The organism is Pectinatus cerevisiiphilus (genome assembly GCF_004341685.1).
Taxonomy (GTDB): Bacteria; Bacillota; Negativicutes; order Selenomonadales; family Selenomonadaceae; genus Pectinatus; species Pectinatus cerevisiiphilus.
This window is the reverse complement of sequence record NZ_SMAA01000005.1, coordinates 114,278-128,974: the sequence shown is the minus strand read 5'-3', so window position 1 is coordinate 128,974 and position 14,697 is coordinate 114,278. Positions and strand designations below refer to the sequence as shown.

The following is a 14,697-nucleotide window of genomic DNA, read 5'->3' as shown; positions in this document are numbered from 1 at the left end:
TGATAGATACATTGTAATAAAGTGTTTTGATTGAGAAAAATTTGTTTGATAAAATTTTTAGGATTGATATATGGTTTCATTCAATATCTTTTTTTACATGCATGGTTAGTAAGGCTTTAATTTTTTCCTTTGTACTAGTAGTGGGCGTGTTAATATATATTTTAAAATTATTTTCTGGCGTTAAAAAAACTGTATGTTCAAAGAATAATTTACCTGCAAGGGGATGCTTGATGATTTTTTTTATTTCGTGTTCTGCAGCTACATCGTGCAATGGCCACCATTTATTAAAATATTTACTTTCTTTTTGTAGTGCGGCTATGAATTCCTTTAACCATTGGTCATTAAGGATTTCAGTACAAGAAACACGAAAAACTGCAAGCATTTCCTTGGCCTTTTCTGGCCAATTAGTAAAACGGCTTTGATATTCTTTATTAGTGAACATTAATTTTATAATGTTTCTGTCGGTAATGTCTAGTTTACTAAAATCGATGAATATAGTACTGGCTGCTTTATTCCATGCTATTACGTTCCAATACTTGTCCAGCATAGTAGATGGTGAATAAAGAAGGCTGTCTAATACATTTTGAAACATGGTATTTGTTGGTTCTTTGAATAAAGCATTTTTGGAAGGTGTTGTTTGGGATAGGCCAAACAGATAGGATATTTCATGGGCGTTTAACATCAAGGCATTAGCAATACTCTGCAATACTTCATCTGAAACTTTTATAGGCCGCCCTTGTTCCAACCATGTATACCACGTAACACTGACACCTGCTAACATCGCTACTTCTTCTCGTCTGAGACCAGGTGTACGACGCCTGGAATTGCTTGGCAGGCCAACTTGGGCAGGGCATATTTTTTCTCGCCGTGTTTTTAAGAAATTTCCCAACTCTTTACGCAAGGTAACATTGTTATCCAAAATAACATCCCCCTAAATATACTGATAGAATTTATACTATGATAATTAAACTTATTGTAATAGGATAAATTTATTGTATAGTTACTTATGTAAAAGGGCAAGATAAACTTATAAAAGAGAGTAAAGGAAGATTTTATGGAGAAAAAGTCTAAGGATAACAAAAAGTGCATTGCGGAAAATCAGCCTCAATTGACTAAAAAATTGATATGGATAATGGCAATTGCGAGTGGGACAGTAACGGCAAATCTTTATTATTTACAACCAGTGCTGTATCAACTGGCGGCTGATTATCATATTTCACAATCAAGTGCTGGCTTAACTGTGACATTGACCCAAATCGGGCTTGCATTAGGCTTTTTCTTTATATTACCATTGGCAGATATATTAGAGAAACGACGGCTGGTTATGGGGGTATTATTTTTTTCAAGTTGTGCATTGCTTACAATATATTTTTCACCTAATTTGCAGATAACAGTTATGGCATCTTTTTTTGTTGGGTTTACTTCAGTAGCTGGACAAATTTTACTTCCCTTTGCTGCACAACTGGCTGCACCTAAAGATAAAGGTAGAGTTATCGGCAGTATTATGAGTGGAATATTAACAGGAATACTTCTTTCCCGTGTATTTAGTGGATTTGTTGCACAGTTATACAATTGGCATACGATATATCTTATAGCGGCATTGGGAATAATTGTTTTAATGGTTGCCTTGTACGTTGAATTACCTGTATGTAATGCTTTAACAAAAATGAATTATGGAGAATCAATGCGCTCTATTGGTCCGATAATTAAAGAGTTTGGAGTGTTGCGCAAAACTAGCCTTATCGGTGCTATGGCATTTTGTGCATTCAGCGCATTTTGGACTTCACTTACATTTTTATTGCAGGAGTATTATCATTTAGGGGCAAATTTTGCTGGTCTATTTGGTTTAATTGGTATTACAGGGGCATTGCTTGCACCCTTGGCAGGAATGATTTCAGATAAAAAAGGACCTAACTTCACTATAGGGATAAATATATTAATTATAATTTTTTCATATATAATATTTATGACCTGTGGTTATCATCTATGGGGATTGATATTAGGTGTTATTTTATTGGATATTGGAGTGCAATGCTGTAATGTTAGTAGTCAGGCTAAAATACAACAGTTGAGCGAAAAAGCGCGTAGCCGTATTACAGCGATATATATGATTATGTTTTTTGTGGGCGGTGCATTGGGGTCTTTTGCGGGTGCGTGGAGCTTTCAGCATTTTGGTTGGATGGGCGTGTGTGTAGTCGGCTTGGTATCACAAATTATTGCAATGGGAGCATATTTAGCGAAAGAATGAATGAAAAGAGGAAGAATGTCGACGTTTTGGGCGTCATACATCTTCCTCTTTCAATTCATTTTACTATATGTTTGCCGTTTATAAAATATTTTTGCCAATAAGTATCATCAAGCTGGTCAATACGTACACCACGACTAGTAGAAGCATGGATAAACTGGTTTTTTCCCAGATAAATACCGCAGTGGCTTATACCTGTCAAATCGGTTGCAAAAAATACTAAGTCACCGGGTTGTAATTGAGCCGCAGGGACTTTTTCACCAACTTTATATTGTTCATCGGCAGTACGTGGAATATCAATATTATTTTGTTTGAATACATATTGCAGATAGCCGGAACAGTCAAATCCCTTAGGTGTTTCGCCACCATAAACATATGGTGTTCCCATGTATTTCTTTGCTGTAGAGATGATGGAATTTACTTTACTGCGGGGAAGAAAAGTCGCCGTTTCAGGGACACGTTGGGCGCGTATGGAAGCAATGACAGCTTCCTCTGACTGGGGCTTTTTTCTTCTAGTATTATCAGAAGATTGAGGATTGGTTTGTGTCGGGATAGTAATGGTCACCGGTGGTTGGGAGATGGGAACTGTTGTAATCGGGTTATCATTTTGTGGTGTCACAACAGTTGGTGTACTGACAACAGGTGTTGTGGCACTACCTTGGCTGGATTTTTCTGTCAGCAATGACCAGGTTTGGCGGTCAACGATACCTGTATCAGGCAAATTATTATCAGACTGAAAAGTTTTAACAATTTCTTGTGTAGTTTCGTCAAAAACACCTGTTATATTAATGGTGTAATTTTCTTTTTGCAACAGTTGCTGCAACAGAGTTACATCGTGTCCCGCTGAATGCAGTTTTAGGATTGGCGCAGCGTGGACAGTGGCAATCGCTGTCAATAAAAAGACAAATAGGGTGGGAATGATAAGTCTGATAGTTTTCTTCATGGCTGAAAAAATCCTTTCTGTTCTCAGTCATGCAATATATGCTGCAACCCCTGTTTTAGTAAAACAACAACATGGTTATCGTCCAGCGAATACCATGCTTCCTTGCCTTCGCGACGAAATTTTACCAGACGGGCACTGCGTAGGATACGCAGTTGATGCGAGATGGCCGATTGTCCCATCTGTAATGTTGCAGCTATATCGCAGACACACATTTCATCATTTGATAAGATCGTCAATATTCTTATGCGAGTAGGGTCGCCAAGAATTTTAAAAGTGTCGGCCAAGCGGCCGGTGGTTTTTTCATCTAAAAGATGCAACTTCGATTTATTGATCATGTCTTGATGCACATGGTAGATTTCACACATATCACAGTCTTTATTTTCTAGTTCTTTTGACATGGATTCTCCTTGTTGTACAGGGAAATAATAGTTAATCACTTATAGTATAACAGAATTTTTAGATGGCGACAAAGTAAATTCTTATTTTAATTTTTAAATAAACTTGACAACTTTACATCTTGCTAGTAAAATATAAATCAAAATTAATATCTGCCTTAAGAAACCGTTGATGCGGAGATAAAAATACATCGTGCACTTACAGAGAGTTGTCATTGCTGAGAGATAACAGGACGCAGGGTATTAAATGGACCGCAGAGGGCACAGTCAAAGGGAGAGCCGGGAGGTTCTGCCAAGTATTCTGTGACGTAGCACAGGCGTTAGTTGTGAGGGATATGTTAGTATCCTGCATGAGAGGGAAGGTCTTTTCCAAGCAAGGTGGCACCGCGAGTAAGCAAAATACATACTCGTCCTTGACAAAGTGATTTGTCTTAGGGCGGGTATTTTTATTTGTCTATTTATTTTAAAGGGGTGCAGAAAATGGTCGAATATAAACCTAGTTTGACGGAATTGCAAAAGATTGCAGCTGAATATGATATATTACCGGTGAGCCAAGAACTTTTTGCCGATATTAAGACACCGATAGCGGTGTTGAAGGCAATGAAGAACGTCAGTGATTGCTGTTTTTTACTCGAAAGTGTAGAAAGCGGTGAAAAATGGGGACGTTATTCTTTTTTAGGATTTGATCCGTCGGTGGAAATAAAATGTAAAAATCATGAAATGACGATTAAGGATAGAAAAGGTGAAAGAACTTTTTATACGGAAAATCCGGCAAAAGAGCTGCGGGATCTATTACAAACATATAAAAGTCCGCGGTTTGATTTTTTACCGCCTTTAACGGGTGGACTGATCGGTTATTTTTCTTATGAATATATACGCTATAGCGAAAAGAAACTCGACTTTGCTGGTAAAGAACAGGATTTAAATGATGTCGATTTAATGCTTTTTGATAAGATTATTGCCTTTGATAATTTAAAACAAAAAATATTTTTGATTGTTAATATACGGACTGATGACGTCGTCAATAATTATAAGAAGGCGCAAAAAGAATTGGCTGATTTGGCTGCACTGGTAAAGAACGGTGCACCGCGCAATGAACAAGCTGGCAGACTTACAACATCATTCAAGGGAGAAATGACTGCTGATGAATATAAAAAGCTGGTCGAAAAGACAAGAAAATATATAAAGGAAGGCGACATTTTCCAGGCGGTTCCTTCCAATCGTCTGGAAGCGGGTTTCAAAGGAAGCCTGCTTAATGCATACAGGGTATTGCGTACAACAAACCCATCGCCGTATATGTTTTATTTGAGCGGTAGACAAATAGAATTGACTGGGGCTTCACCGGAAACACTGGTGAAACTAAAAGACGGTGTCTTGTCTACCTTTCCGATTGCCGGCACCATGCCACGGGGGAAGACAGCAGCAGAAGATGCGGTACTGGAAGAAAAATTATGCCATGATGAAAAAGAATTGGCAGAACATAATATGCTGGTTGATTTGGGCAGAAATGATCTTGGAAAGATAAGTGAGTTTGGTACGGTACAGGTAAAAAATCTTCATAAGATAGAACGTTTTTCCCATGTCATGCATATAACATCGGCAGTTAACAGTAAAATACGCAGTGATAAAGATGCACTTGATGCTATAGCCGCTACATTACCGGCAGGAACATTGTCAGGAGCACCTAAGGTCAGGGCGGTACAGATTCTGCATGAAATAGAAAAGAGTATGCGTGGTATCTATGGTGGCGCTATCGGTTATATTGATTTTACAGGGAATATGGATGTCTGCATTGGGATACGCATGGCTGTGGTTTATGATGATAAAGTGTATGTCCGCTCTGGTGGTGGGGTTGTCTTCGACAGTGTACCGGCATCAGAATATATGGAGTCGCAGAATAAAGCAAGAGCTATGATTGAAGCTATTGAAAAAGCACAGGAGGTCGGTGAATAATGTTATTGCTAATAGATAATTATGATAGTTTTTCGTATAATCTATACCAGCTGTTAGGTGAAATTGGTGCTGATATAAAGATCATCAGAAATGATGAACTGACAGTTGAAGAAATCAAAAAACTTGCACCGGCACAGATTGTATTGTCTCCGGGACCGGGCAGACCAAAAGATGCTGGTGTCTGTGAAGAGGTAGTACGCAGATTGGGCGGTCAAATACCGATACTTGGTGTTTGTCTGGGACATCAGGCTATCGGTGAAGCTTTTTCAGCTACGGTAGGTTATGCAAAGAAAATAATGCACGGTAAAAAAAGCATGATTGAGGTGACCGCGGATATGCCTATATTTAAAGGGTTACCTCACCAATTTGCAGCTGCCAGATATCATTCATTGGCGGTTGACAAGAAGAGTATCCCTTCTGAACTGATCGTGACAGCGCAGACAGATGACGGAGAAGTGATGGCAATGAAGCATCGCCAATATCCGATATATGGCTTGCAGTTCCATCCAGAATCTATTTTGACATTTGGCGGGAAGCGTATTTTACAAAACTTTTTACAGATAGGCGGTGCTGTGCAATGATAAAGGAAGCAATCCATGAAGTAGTAAATGGTAAAGATCTTGATTATCAAATGGCTAACAATACCATGTTGGAAATAATGGAAGGAAAGGCTACCAATGCACAAATTGGTGGTTTTTTAACAGCCCTTCGCTTGAAAGGGGAAACGGTGGACGAGATTGCGGCTTGTGCGGCTGCTATGCGAAAGAAATGTATTCCGGTGGATCACCGTAACCCTGATGTTTTGGAAATAGTGGGCACTGGTGGTGATGAAGCCAATACCTTTAATATTTCCACCACAGCTTCTTTTGTCGTAGCAGCTAATGGAGTGACTGTAGCCAAGCATGGTAACCGCAGTGTCTCAAGTAAATGCGGGGCAGCCGATTGTTTGGAGTCGTTAGGGGCAAAGCTGGAACTCGGTGCCGCGCAAAATGAAAAAATGTTGAATGATATTGGCTTGTGTTTTATGTATGCACCTGTTTATCATGCATCAATGAAGTATGCAGCGCCTGTGAGAAAAGAACTTGGCGTTAGGACTATTTTCAATATACTGGGTCCGTTAAGTAATCCGGCGGCGGCAGATATTCAGCTTATGGGGGTTTATGATAAAGCACTTATCCGCCCAATGGCAGAAGTTTTAGCTAAGCTGGGGGTAAAAAAAGGTGCTGTAGTATACGGAGATGGACTTGATGAAATAACTGTATGTGGTAAAACAACCGTATGTGAAATTAACAATGGCAATTTTAATGAGTATATAATAGATCCAAAGGAATATAATATAGAGTATGCCAAACTGCCTGAACTGGTAGGCGGTGCAGGACCGGAGAATGCGCAAATTACGAAAAAAGTTTTAACAGGAAAAAAAGGTGCGAAGAGAAATGCCGTATTATTAAACGCTGGAATGGCTTTGTATTTAGCAGATTGTGCGGCAGATTTGGCAGAAGGAATCACAAAAGCGGCAGCTAGTATTGATAGTGGTGCCGCTTATAAAAAAATGGAAGAATTTATCAAAACAACCAATGAGGTGTGATGCATGATTTTGGAAAAAATTGCGGCAAGAACACGTAGCCGTGTGGATGAGTGCAAACAAAAAAAATCACTTGAAGAAGTAAAAAAAGAAGCACAGGCAAAGGACAAACACGAAGCTTTTTTATTCGAAAAGGCTTTGCGCGGCAAAGATATTTCTTTTATTTGCGAAGTAAAAAAAGCATCACCGTCAAAAGGCATTATAGCAGAAGATTTTCCGTATCTTGACATTGCCAAAGATTATGAAAAAGCAGGTGCGACAGCTATTTCTGTATTAACTGAGCCAGAGTTTTTCTTGGGAAAGGATCAGTATCTGCATGAAATAGCTGCTACAGTGAATATACCTGTACTGCGTAAGGATTTTACGGTGGATGAATACCAGATTTATGAAGCGGCAACCCTGGGTGCCGGAGCAGTTTTACTTATTTGTGCACTGCTTTCAGTAGAACAGTTGACTCGTTTTCGCCAGATAGCTGATGGATTAGGATTATCTTGTTTAGTTGAAGCACATGATAAGACTGAGATAGAAAAAGCATTGACTGCTGGTGCGCGTATCATTGGTGTAAATAATCGTGACTTACGAGATTTTTCCGTAGATATAAATAACAGCATCAAGCTTCGCCGTGAGGTGCCGGCAGATGTCATATTTATTTCCGAGAGCGGTATTAAAACGGCTGAAGATGTAGCGCAGTTACGTAAAAATAATGTACAGGCGGTTCTGATTGGGGAAACTTTTATGCGCAGCGCAGATAAAGTGCGAGAACTGACAAAATTGTATGGTCCGGCAGCCATCCCGCGCACAAAGATTTGCGGCATATCAAGGGTAGATGATGTTGCGATAATAAATGAAGTACAACCGGACTATATAGGACTTATTTTTGCACCGAGTAAAAGACAAGTAACACCATCAAAGGCACATGCTATAAAAGAAATACTTTCACCTGCTATAGAAACGGTCGGTGTTTTCGTAAATGAAGTGGAAGCAGCTATAATCAATGCGGCACATTCACTTGCGCTGGATGTTATCCAACTACATGGCGATGAGACAGAAGAAGATATCATAAGGATCAAAAAAGAAACGGGCTGCGCTGTATGGAAGGCCGTTCGTGTTGAGAATAGCGGTGATATAGAAAAATGGCAGCATTCCGCTGCTGATATGCTGCTCTTTGATACATTTTCCAGAGAGGCCGCAGGTGGTACAGGGGATAGTTTTGACTGGACACTTCTGAAAGGCGTGACAAGGCCTTTTTTATTGGCTGGAGGGTTAAGTAGTAAAAATGTTGCCCGTGCAATAAGGAAAGTTGTACCGTGGGGTGTCGATATCAATAGCGGTGTAGAAACAAGTGGTGTAAAAGACAGTGCAAAAATAAAAGAAATAATGTCTATCATAAGGAGATTAAAATGAGTAAAAAAGGTAGATTTGGTATTCATGGCGGGCAATACATCCCGGAAACACTGATGAATGCCGTAATAGAGCTGGAAGAAACTTACAAGAAATATAAAGATGATCCTGAATTTGTCAAAGAACTAGATGAATTGCTGAAAACATACGCAGGCAGGCCATCTCTTTTATATTATGCTGCCCGTATGACAAAAGATTTAGGTGGAGCTAAAATATATATCAAGCGTGAAGATCTTAACCATACCGGTTCGCATAAAATAAACAATGCTTTAGGACAAATTTTATTGGCAAAAAGAATGGGTAAGACACGTGTAATTGCGGAAACGGGTGCTGGTCAGCATGGTGTGGCAACAGCTACCGCAGCTGCATTTATGGGAATGGAATGCGAAATTTTCATGGGGAAAAAAGATACAGACAGACAACGCCTTAATGTTTATCGCATGGAACTTTTGGGTGCAAAAGTGCACAGTGTAACAAGTGGTACGCAGACACTTAAAGATGCAGTCAATGAAACGATGCGTGAATGGACAAAACGTATTGATGATACCCATTATGTATTGGGATCGGTAATGGGACCGCATCCGTTTCCGACTATCGTCAGAGATTTTCAAAGTGTCATCAGTAAAGAGGCACGACAACAAATTTTGGCAGCAGAAGGCAGGCTGCCCGATGTAGTTATGGCTTGTGTAGGTGGCGGTAGTAATGCCATGGGAATGTTTTACAATTTTATTAATGATAAAGATGTGCGGCTTATCGGTTGTGAAGCAGCAGGACGTGGTATTGAAACAGGTCAGCATGCGGCAACGCTGACAACAGGCACAGAAGGAATATTCCACGGCATGAAATCGTATTTTTGCCAAGATAAATATGGACAGATAGCACCGGTGTATTCTATTTCGGCAGGGTTGGATTATCCAGGAATAGGGCCAGAACATGCCTATCTACATGATATAGGCCGTGCGGAATATGTACCGGTAACAGATGATGAAGCCGTGGATGCTTTTGAATACTTATCTCAGGTTGAAGGAATAATACCAGCTATAGAAAGTGCCCATGCGGTAGCTCATGCCATAAAAATAGCACCAAAAATGAAAAAGGACGAAATAATGATTATCTGTTTATCTGGCCGCGGTGATAAAGACGTGGCGGCAATAGCACGTTACAGGGGGATCGATATACATGACTAAAATACAGGATGCATTTAAAAATAAAAAAGCTTTTATTGCTTTTATAACAGCTGGTGATCCTGATCTGGAAACAACGGAAAAAATAATTATTTCGATGGTGCAAAATGGCGTTGACTTGATTGAACTGGGAATACCGTTTTCTGATCCGATAGCAGAAGGCCCCGTTATAGAGCAAGCCAGTATGCGTTCCCTGGCTAATGGGACAACCACTGATAAAATCTTTGATATGGTTAAAAGAGTAAGAGAAAAAGTACATATACCTATGGCTTTTATGACTTATGCTAATTTATTGTTTGTTTATGGGAAAGAGAAATTTTTTGCCAAATGCCGTGAAGTAGATATAAATGCCATAATCATTCCTGATATTCCTTTTGAAGAAAAAGATGAATTATTAGCTTATGCTAATAAGGAAAATGTGGATATGGTTTCATTGATAGCACCTACCTCGATGCAGCGTGTAGGAATGATCGCGAAGGAAGCACAAGGTTTTATTTATCTTGTATCTTCGTTGGGGGTTACAGGCGTCAGAAGTGAAATCAAGACAGACCTTGACAGCATCGTAAAAGTTATTCGCCAAAACAGTAACATTCCTATCGGCATAGGTTTCGGGATTGCAACACCGGAACAGGCTCAAAAAGCCGCGGAAACAGCAGATGCAGCAATAGTAGGCAGTGCAATAGTGAAACTTATTGCCCAGTATGGTAAAGGTGCACCTGGCCCTGTCGGCGAATATGTGAAAAAAATGAAAGATGCCGTCATGCGGGCAGCAAAATAGAAATATGAACCAAACTTTTTAAGAAATAATAAAAAAACCATCGGTAACTTCGAAGCAGGTGTAAGTGAAAAATTAAACCTGAAAGAAGCTGTAAACCGATGGTTTTATTAAAAATTAAAAGAAATTGTAAATATCGGTAGTTGTGCTTAAAATAGAAGAAATCATTCAATAATGCAAAGATAAATATAAAAATGAAAATTCATTTTGCAGCGACAATGTCAATTTCAAAGTTTGCCCCACCTGGTAGACGGCTGACTTCCATGCACGATCTAGCAGGGTAAGAAATATTGAATAATTCTTGATAGATGCGATTGATAGTAGGAAAGTCATCTAAATCTGTCATGTACATATTGACTTTGATAGCTCTTTTTAAGCTGGAGCCAGCTTGAGTGAGAATAATTTCAGCATTTTTTATTGCTTGCCTGACTTGGGTTTCTATATCAGATGGTATTTTTCCACTGACAGGGTCAATGGCGATTTGCCCAGAAATAAATACTAAGTCACCATATATCATGGCCTGTACATAGGGACCAATAATCATTGGTGTATTTTCATCCATTATACTTTGCAGGGGTTTATTGTATTTTTTTTCCATTATATGATTTTCATGTCATAATAATAACATGAGACCTCTTTCTTTTTCATTATAGGGACAGTATTATTAAAGTGTTTATTTTGAGTAAACAGTCAGTGCCTGAAGGAAATCTTCTACTAAATCATTGGCGTTTTCGATGCCAACAGAAATGCGCATCATGCCGTTTGTAATACCAATTTTGAGACGATCTTTTTCTGGCATGTCATAGTGGGATGATAGTACTGGATACGATAATGTAGTCCGGTAACCACCAAGCGTCATAGCATAATGGGCAAGATTTAATCTACGCATAAAAGCGTTCATTTTTTCTCTGTTTTCTGGCAGGATGATGCTTATCATACCACCGAAACCATTTTGAAATAACCGACACGCTAATTTATATTGCGGATGGGATTTCAAACCAGGATAATTTACTTTTTTAACATATGGTGATTTTTCTAACGCTTCTGCTAGTATTAGGGCATTTTCCATTTGTTTTTTTACTCGTAAGTACATAGTACGCATGCCCCTTGAAACAAGCCATGAAGTAAAAGCATCTGCTGTGCAGCCAGTAAGAATTTGCATCTTATACGCCTGGTCAATAAGTTCATTTTTACCAATAATGGCACCGCAGACAGCATCACTGTGCCCATTGGCAAATTTTGTCAGGCTTATTACTGTTAAATCGGCATTATGTTCAAGTGGTTTAAATCCTACTGCGGTCATGAAAGTATTATCAACGACTAGATAGGCATTATTGGTGTGGGCAATATTACCAAGTTCGTCAATATCGGAGATGGTGATCATTGGATTCGCAATAGATTCAGTATAAAATAACTTGGTATTGGGGCGAATGCTGCTTTTTACTAAGTCTAAATTTGTGAAATCAGTAAAAGTTGTTTCAACCCCATAGTTTTTCATTATTTCTGTGAATATTTCTATTGTTTCACCATAAAGTGTTTGGTCAGCAATAATATGATCACCGGCTTTAACTATGGAAATGATTGAAGTATAAATAGCAGCCATTCCTGAAGAACAGACAATTGCATTATCTCCATTTTCCATTTGAGTAAGTAATTCTGCCAATGCACTGCGATTGGCATTACGATTACGGTTATAGCAAAAGCCTTTTTCTTTATATCTTTGTTCGAGATCATCCAAATCCTCTACATTGAATGCTGTGGTCATGTAAATGGGCATGCTTTCTGGATTGGTCACAGGGTAGCGTGTATATGCACCGCTGCGTAATAATTCGGTTTCAAAAGAAAATTTTTTGTTTGTTTCTTTAAACATGGAATTCGCTCCTATATTTTACAATTGCAGTGTATTCAGTGTATTATTTTGGGAAGATAATATTTTACTAAGAAATGCTTTTGTGCGTTCTTTTTGAGGATGCGAAAAAAGATTTTGAGGAGAATTTTCTTCAACTATGTAGCCTCTATCCATAAAAATAATGCGATTACCTACTTCGCGGGCAAACCCCATTTCGTGGGTTACAACTATCATAGTCATTCCTTCTCTGGCAAGATTTTGCATAACAGCTAAAACTTCACCAACCATTTCAGGATCAAGTGCAGAAGTAGGTTCGTCAAAAAGCATAACACTAGGTTTCATTGCTAAAGCGCGGGCAATTGCAATACGTTGTTTCTGTCCACCGGATAAATCATCAGGATAGGCAGTGGCTTTGTTGAGCAGGCCTACTTTATTTAAAAGTTGTATAGCGGTTTCATAAGCTGTTTTATGTGACTCGTGTTTTACTTTCATTGGTGAAATCATAATATTTTCAAGAACTGTCATATGGGGGAAAAGATTGAAATCTTGGAATACCATCCCTAATTTTTGGCGTATTTTATTGATATCTACTTTAGGGTTAGTTATATCTTCTCCATTGATAAATATGTGACCGCTGTTAATAGTTTCGAGTTGATTTAGACAGCGAAGAAAAGTTGACTTACCAGCGCCAGATGGACCTATCAGAACAACAACTTCTTGGGCATTGATATCAAGATTGATGCCTTTTAGAATGACATTTCCATCAAAAGCTTTTTTCAAATCTGTTACTTTTATCATTTTACAGGCACCTTCTTTTCAAAATGTTTTAGAATAAAATTAGCAGTAAGAGTAAGGATAAGATAGATTAACGCTACAGATATGTAAGATTCCCAAACACGATAGTACTGGGCATTCATTGATTGAGCCCAATACATTAATTCGGGAGTAGCTATTGTTGAAGCAAGTGAGGAATCTTTGATAAGACTGATAAATTCGTTACCGAGAGCTGGTAAAATGCGCCGTATTGCTTGTGGCAGGATAATGTAGCGCATAGATTGAAACTTATTCATACCTAATGAGCGGGAAGCCTCTGCTTGACCTCGACTTATAGATTGTATTCCTGCGCGAATTGTCTCGGCTATGTATGCTCCTGCGTTTAGGGATAATGCTGTAATAGCGGAGACAATTCCATTTGCTTCACCAAATAGAGCTGGAATGACACCAAAATAAATAATAAGTATCTGCACAAAAAGTGGAGTGCCACGGAAAAATCCCACATAGGCTTTGAAGATGAAGGCAAGAACTTTATTTTCCAACAACTCACCGATAGCAATAAATAATCCCAATAATGAACCTAAAAAAACGCTTGCTAAAGATAAGCCTATAGTTAATAATGTCCCCATTAGAAAAAAGTGGGAGTATTCCGTAATAATATCAAAACGAAAATCTATCATCTTTTATCCTCCTTCATGATTATTTTTGCAGGGCTTTAAGTTCATCTAAATTAGGTTCTGTTTTAAACCATTTTTGATAAATTTCTGTATATGTACCATTGTCAATAATATGTTTTAGAGATTCATTCATTTTTGCATTTAAAGTACTTCCTTTTGAGAACATTATGCCAAAATATTCAGGGGCAAAATTTTCTTTGTCTTCAATAATTTTAAGTTGGTCATTAGGGTTTTCTTGGACAAAAATTTTGTTTGCGGTGTCGTCACCAACCACTGCGGTTGCAGTTCCATGTAATAATTCTATATAGGTGAGTCCTCCTTTTATTTTTTTTATGTGTTCATCATTTTTTCCTATTAATTTTTCTACAGCTTCTTGTCCTGTACTACCGCTTTGTACTGCAATAACTTTTCCTATTAAATCATTGGCATTTTGTATGCTGCTGTCGTTCTTTACTACTATAGATTGCCTTGAGACAAAGTAGGGATTAGAGAAATCGTATGTCTGTTTACGATCATCCGTAATAGTAATTCCTGCAATTGCGGCATCGGCAGATTTGTCTTTTATTTGAACAAACATAGGGTCCCATCCTGCGTCTTGGATATTGCAGTCATATCCTGCATCTTCGGCCAGTGCTTTTATGAGATCAATATCAAAACCGACGACTTTACCATTATCTACATATTCAAAAGGATTCCATTTGGCATATGTAACAACTTTAAGAGTTTTTTTGTCAGATGCTTGATTGTTAGAAAAAATACAACCGGTTGCTAATGCAGTAAAAATAGAAAAGAATAAACCAATAACAATAATTTTTTTCATTAATATACACTCACTTTCTTTTAGTTGAAATAAATTTATACAGTAAAAATATGGATGTTGATTTATATGTAGCCTCCTTGATGTATAAAAAAAGAT

15 protein-coding genes are annotated in these 14,697 nt (G+C 38.3%); 7 read left to right on the top strand and 8 right to left on the bottom strand.

The genetic code is table 11. The annotated features are described in order from the left end of the window. Window positions 1-76: 76 nt before the first annotated feature. Window positions 77-919 carry a helix-turn-helix transcriptional regulator gene (locus EDC37_RS04755; RefSeq protein ID WP_132548454.1) on the bottom strand — a complete coding sequence of 281 codons (843 nt, stop codon included), beginning with the start codon at window positions 917-919 and terminating at the stop codon, window positions 77-79. A gap of 135 nt (window positions 920-1,054) precedes the next feature. Here EDC37_RS04755 and EDC37_RS04750 point away from each other — a divergent pair, with 135 nt between their 5' ends. After that, window positions 1,055-2,248: an MFS transporter gene (locus EDC37_RS04750; protein WP_132548452.1), complete on the top strand. Its 1,194-nt coding sequence runs from the start codon at window positions 1,055-1,057 to the stop codon at window positions 2,246-2,248. Between the two features lie 55 nt (window positions 2,249-2,303). Here EDC37_RS04750 and EDC37_RS04745 read toward each other — a convergent pair whose 3' ends face one another. Both EDC37_RS04745 and EDC37_RS04740 read right to left on the bottom strand, forming a co-directional pair. Beyond that, entirely contained in the window at window positions 2,304-3,188 is an 885-nt protein-coding gene (locus EDC37_RS04745) for a C40 family peptidase (RefSeq protein ID WP_132548450.1), read from the bottom strand. Window positions 3,189-3,211: 23 nt separating this feature from the next. Beyond that, complete coding sequence (locus EDC37_RS04740; RefSeq protein WP_231039979.1) at window positions 3,212-3,523, bottom strand: ArsR/SmtB family transcription factor; 312 nt, start codon at window positions 3,521-3,523, stop codon at window positions 3,212-3,214. 540 nt (window positions 3,524-4,063) lie between these two features. Between EDC37_RS04740 and trpE the strand changes: the two genes are divergently transcribed. The 6 genes from trpE to trpA are packed head-to-tail and all read left to right on the top strand — an operon-like array spanning window position 4,064 to window position 10,484. Beyond that, complete coding sequence (trpE, locus tag EDC37_RS04735) at window positions 4,064-5,536, top strand: anthranilate synthase component I (RefSeq protein WP_132548446.1); 1,473 nt, start codon at window positions 4,064-4,066, stop codon at window positions 5,534-5,536. Next, window positions 5,536-6,117 carry an anthranilate synthase component II gene (locus EDC37_RS04730; RefSeq protein WP_132548444.1) on the top strand — a complete coding sequence of 194 codons (582 nt, stop codon included), beginning with the start codon at window positions 5,536-5,538 and terminating at the stop codon, window positions 6,115-6,117. Before trpE ends, EDC37_RS04730 begins: the two co-directional genes overlap by 1 nt. Continuing rightward, complete coding sequence (gene trpD, locus EDC37_RS04725; protein WP_132548442.1) at window positions 6,114-7,124, top strand: anthranilate phosphoribosyltransferase; 1,011 nt, start codon at window positions 6,114-6,116, stop codon at window positions 7,122-7,124. The genes EDC37_RS04730 and trpD overlap by 4 nt, the downstream gene beginning before the upstream one ends. A 3-nt stretch (window positions 7,125-7,127) precedes the next feature. Then, window positions 7,128-8,525, top strand: coding sequence for a bifunctional indole-3-glycerol-phosphate synthase TrpC/phosphoribosylanthranilate isomerase TrpF (gene trpCF / locus EDC37_RS04720; protein ID WP_132548440.1), 1,398 nt, complete (start codon window positions 7,128-7,130; stop codon window positions 8,523-8,525). After that, window positions 8,522-9,709, top strand: a complete 1,188-nt coding sequence (gene trpB, locus EDC37_RS04715; RefSeq protein WP_132548438.1) for a tryptophan synthase subunit beta — start codon at window positions 8,522-8,524, stop codon at window positions 9,707-9,709. Before trpCF ends, trpB begins: the two co-directional genes overlap by 4 nt. Further along, on the top strand, window positions 9,702-10,484 hold the full coding sequence (gene trpA / locus EDC37_RS04710) for a tryptophan synthase subunit alpha (RefSeq protein WP_132548436.1): 783 nt from the start codon (window positions 9,702-9,704) through the stop codon (window positions 10,482-10,484). The genes trpB and trpA overlap by 8 nt, the downstream gene beginning before the upstream one ends. Window positions 10,485-10,683: 199 nt before the next feature. Here trpA and EDC37_RS04705 read toward each other — a convergent pair whose 3' ends face one another. The 5 genes from EDC37_RS04705 to EDC37_RS04685 all read right to left on the bottom strand — a co-directional run bounded on the left by EDC37_RS04705 (window position 10,684) and on the right by EDC37_RS04685 (window position 14,601). Beyond that, window positions 10,684-11,079, bottom strand: a complete 396-nt coding sequence (locus EDC37_RS04705; protein ID WP_196589777.1) for a RidA family protein — start codon at window positions 11,077-11,079, stop codon at window positions 10,684-10,686. Window positions 11,080-11,154: 75 nt separating this feature from the next. Next, window positions 11,155-12,351, bottom strand: a complete 1,197-nt coding sequence (locus EDC37_RS04700) for a trans-sulfuration enzyme family protein (RefSeq protein WP_132548434.1) — start codon at window positions 12,349-12,351, stop codon at window positions 11,155-11,157. An 18-nt stretch (window positions 12,352-12,369) separates the two neighbouring features. Then, a complete protein-coding gene (locus EDC37_RS04695) occupies window positions 12,370-13,128 on the bottom strand; it encodes an amino acid ABC transporter ATP-binding protein (RefSeq protein WP_132548432.1) in 759 nt (252 codons plus the stop codon). Then, a complete protein-coding gene (locus tag EDC37_RS04690) occupies window positions 13,125-13,784 on the bottom strand; it encodes an amino acid ABC transporter permease (RefSeq protein WP_196589753.1) in 660 nt (219 codons plus the stop codon). Before EDC37_RS04690 ends, EDC37_RS04695 begins: the two co-directional genes overlap by 4 nt. Before the next feature lie 19 nt (window positions 13,785-13,803). Continuing rightward, window positions 13,804-14,601, bottom strand: coding sequence for a basic amino acid ABC transporter substrate-binding protein (locus tag EDC37_RS04685; RefSeq protein ID WP_132548430.1), 798 nt, complete (start codon window positions 14,599-14,601; stop codon window positions 13,804-13,806). Window positions 14,602-14,697 lie beyond the last annotated feature (96 nt).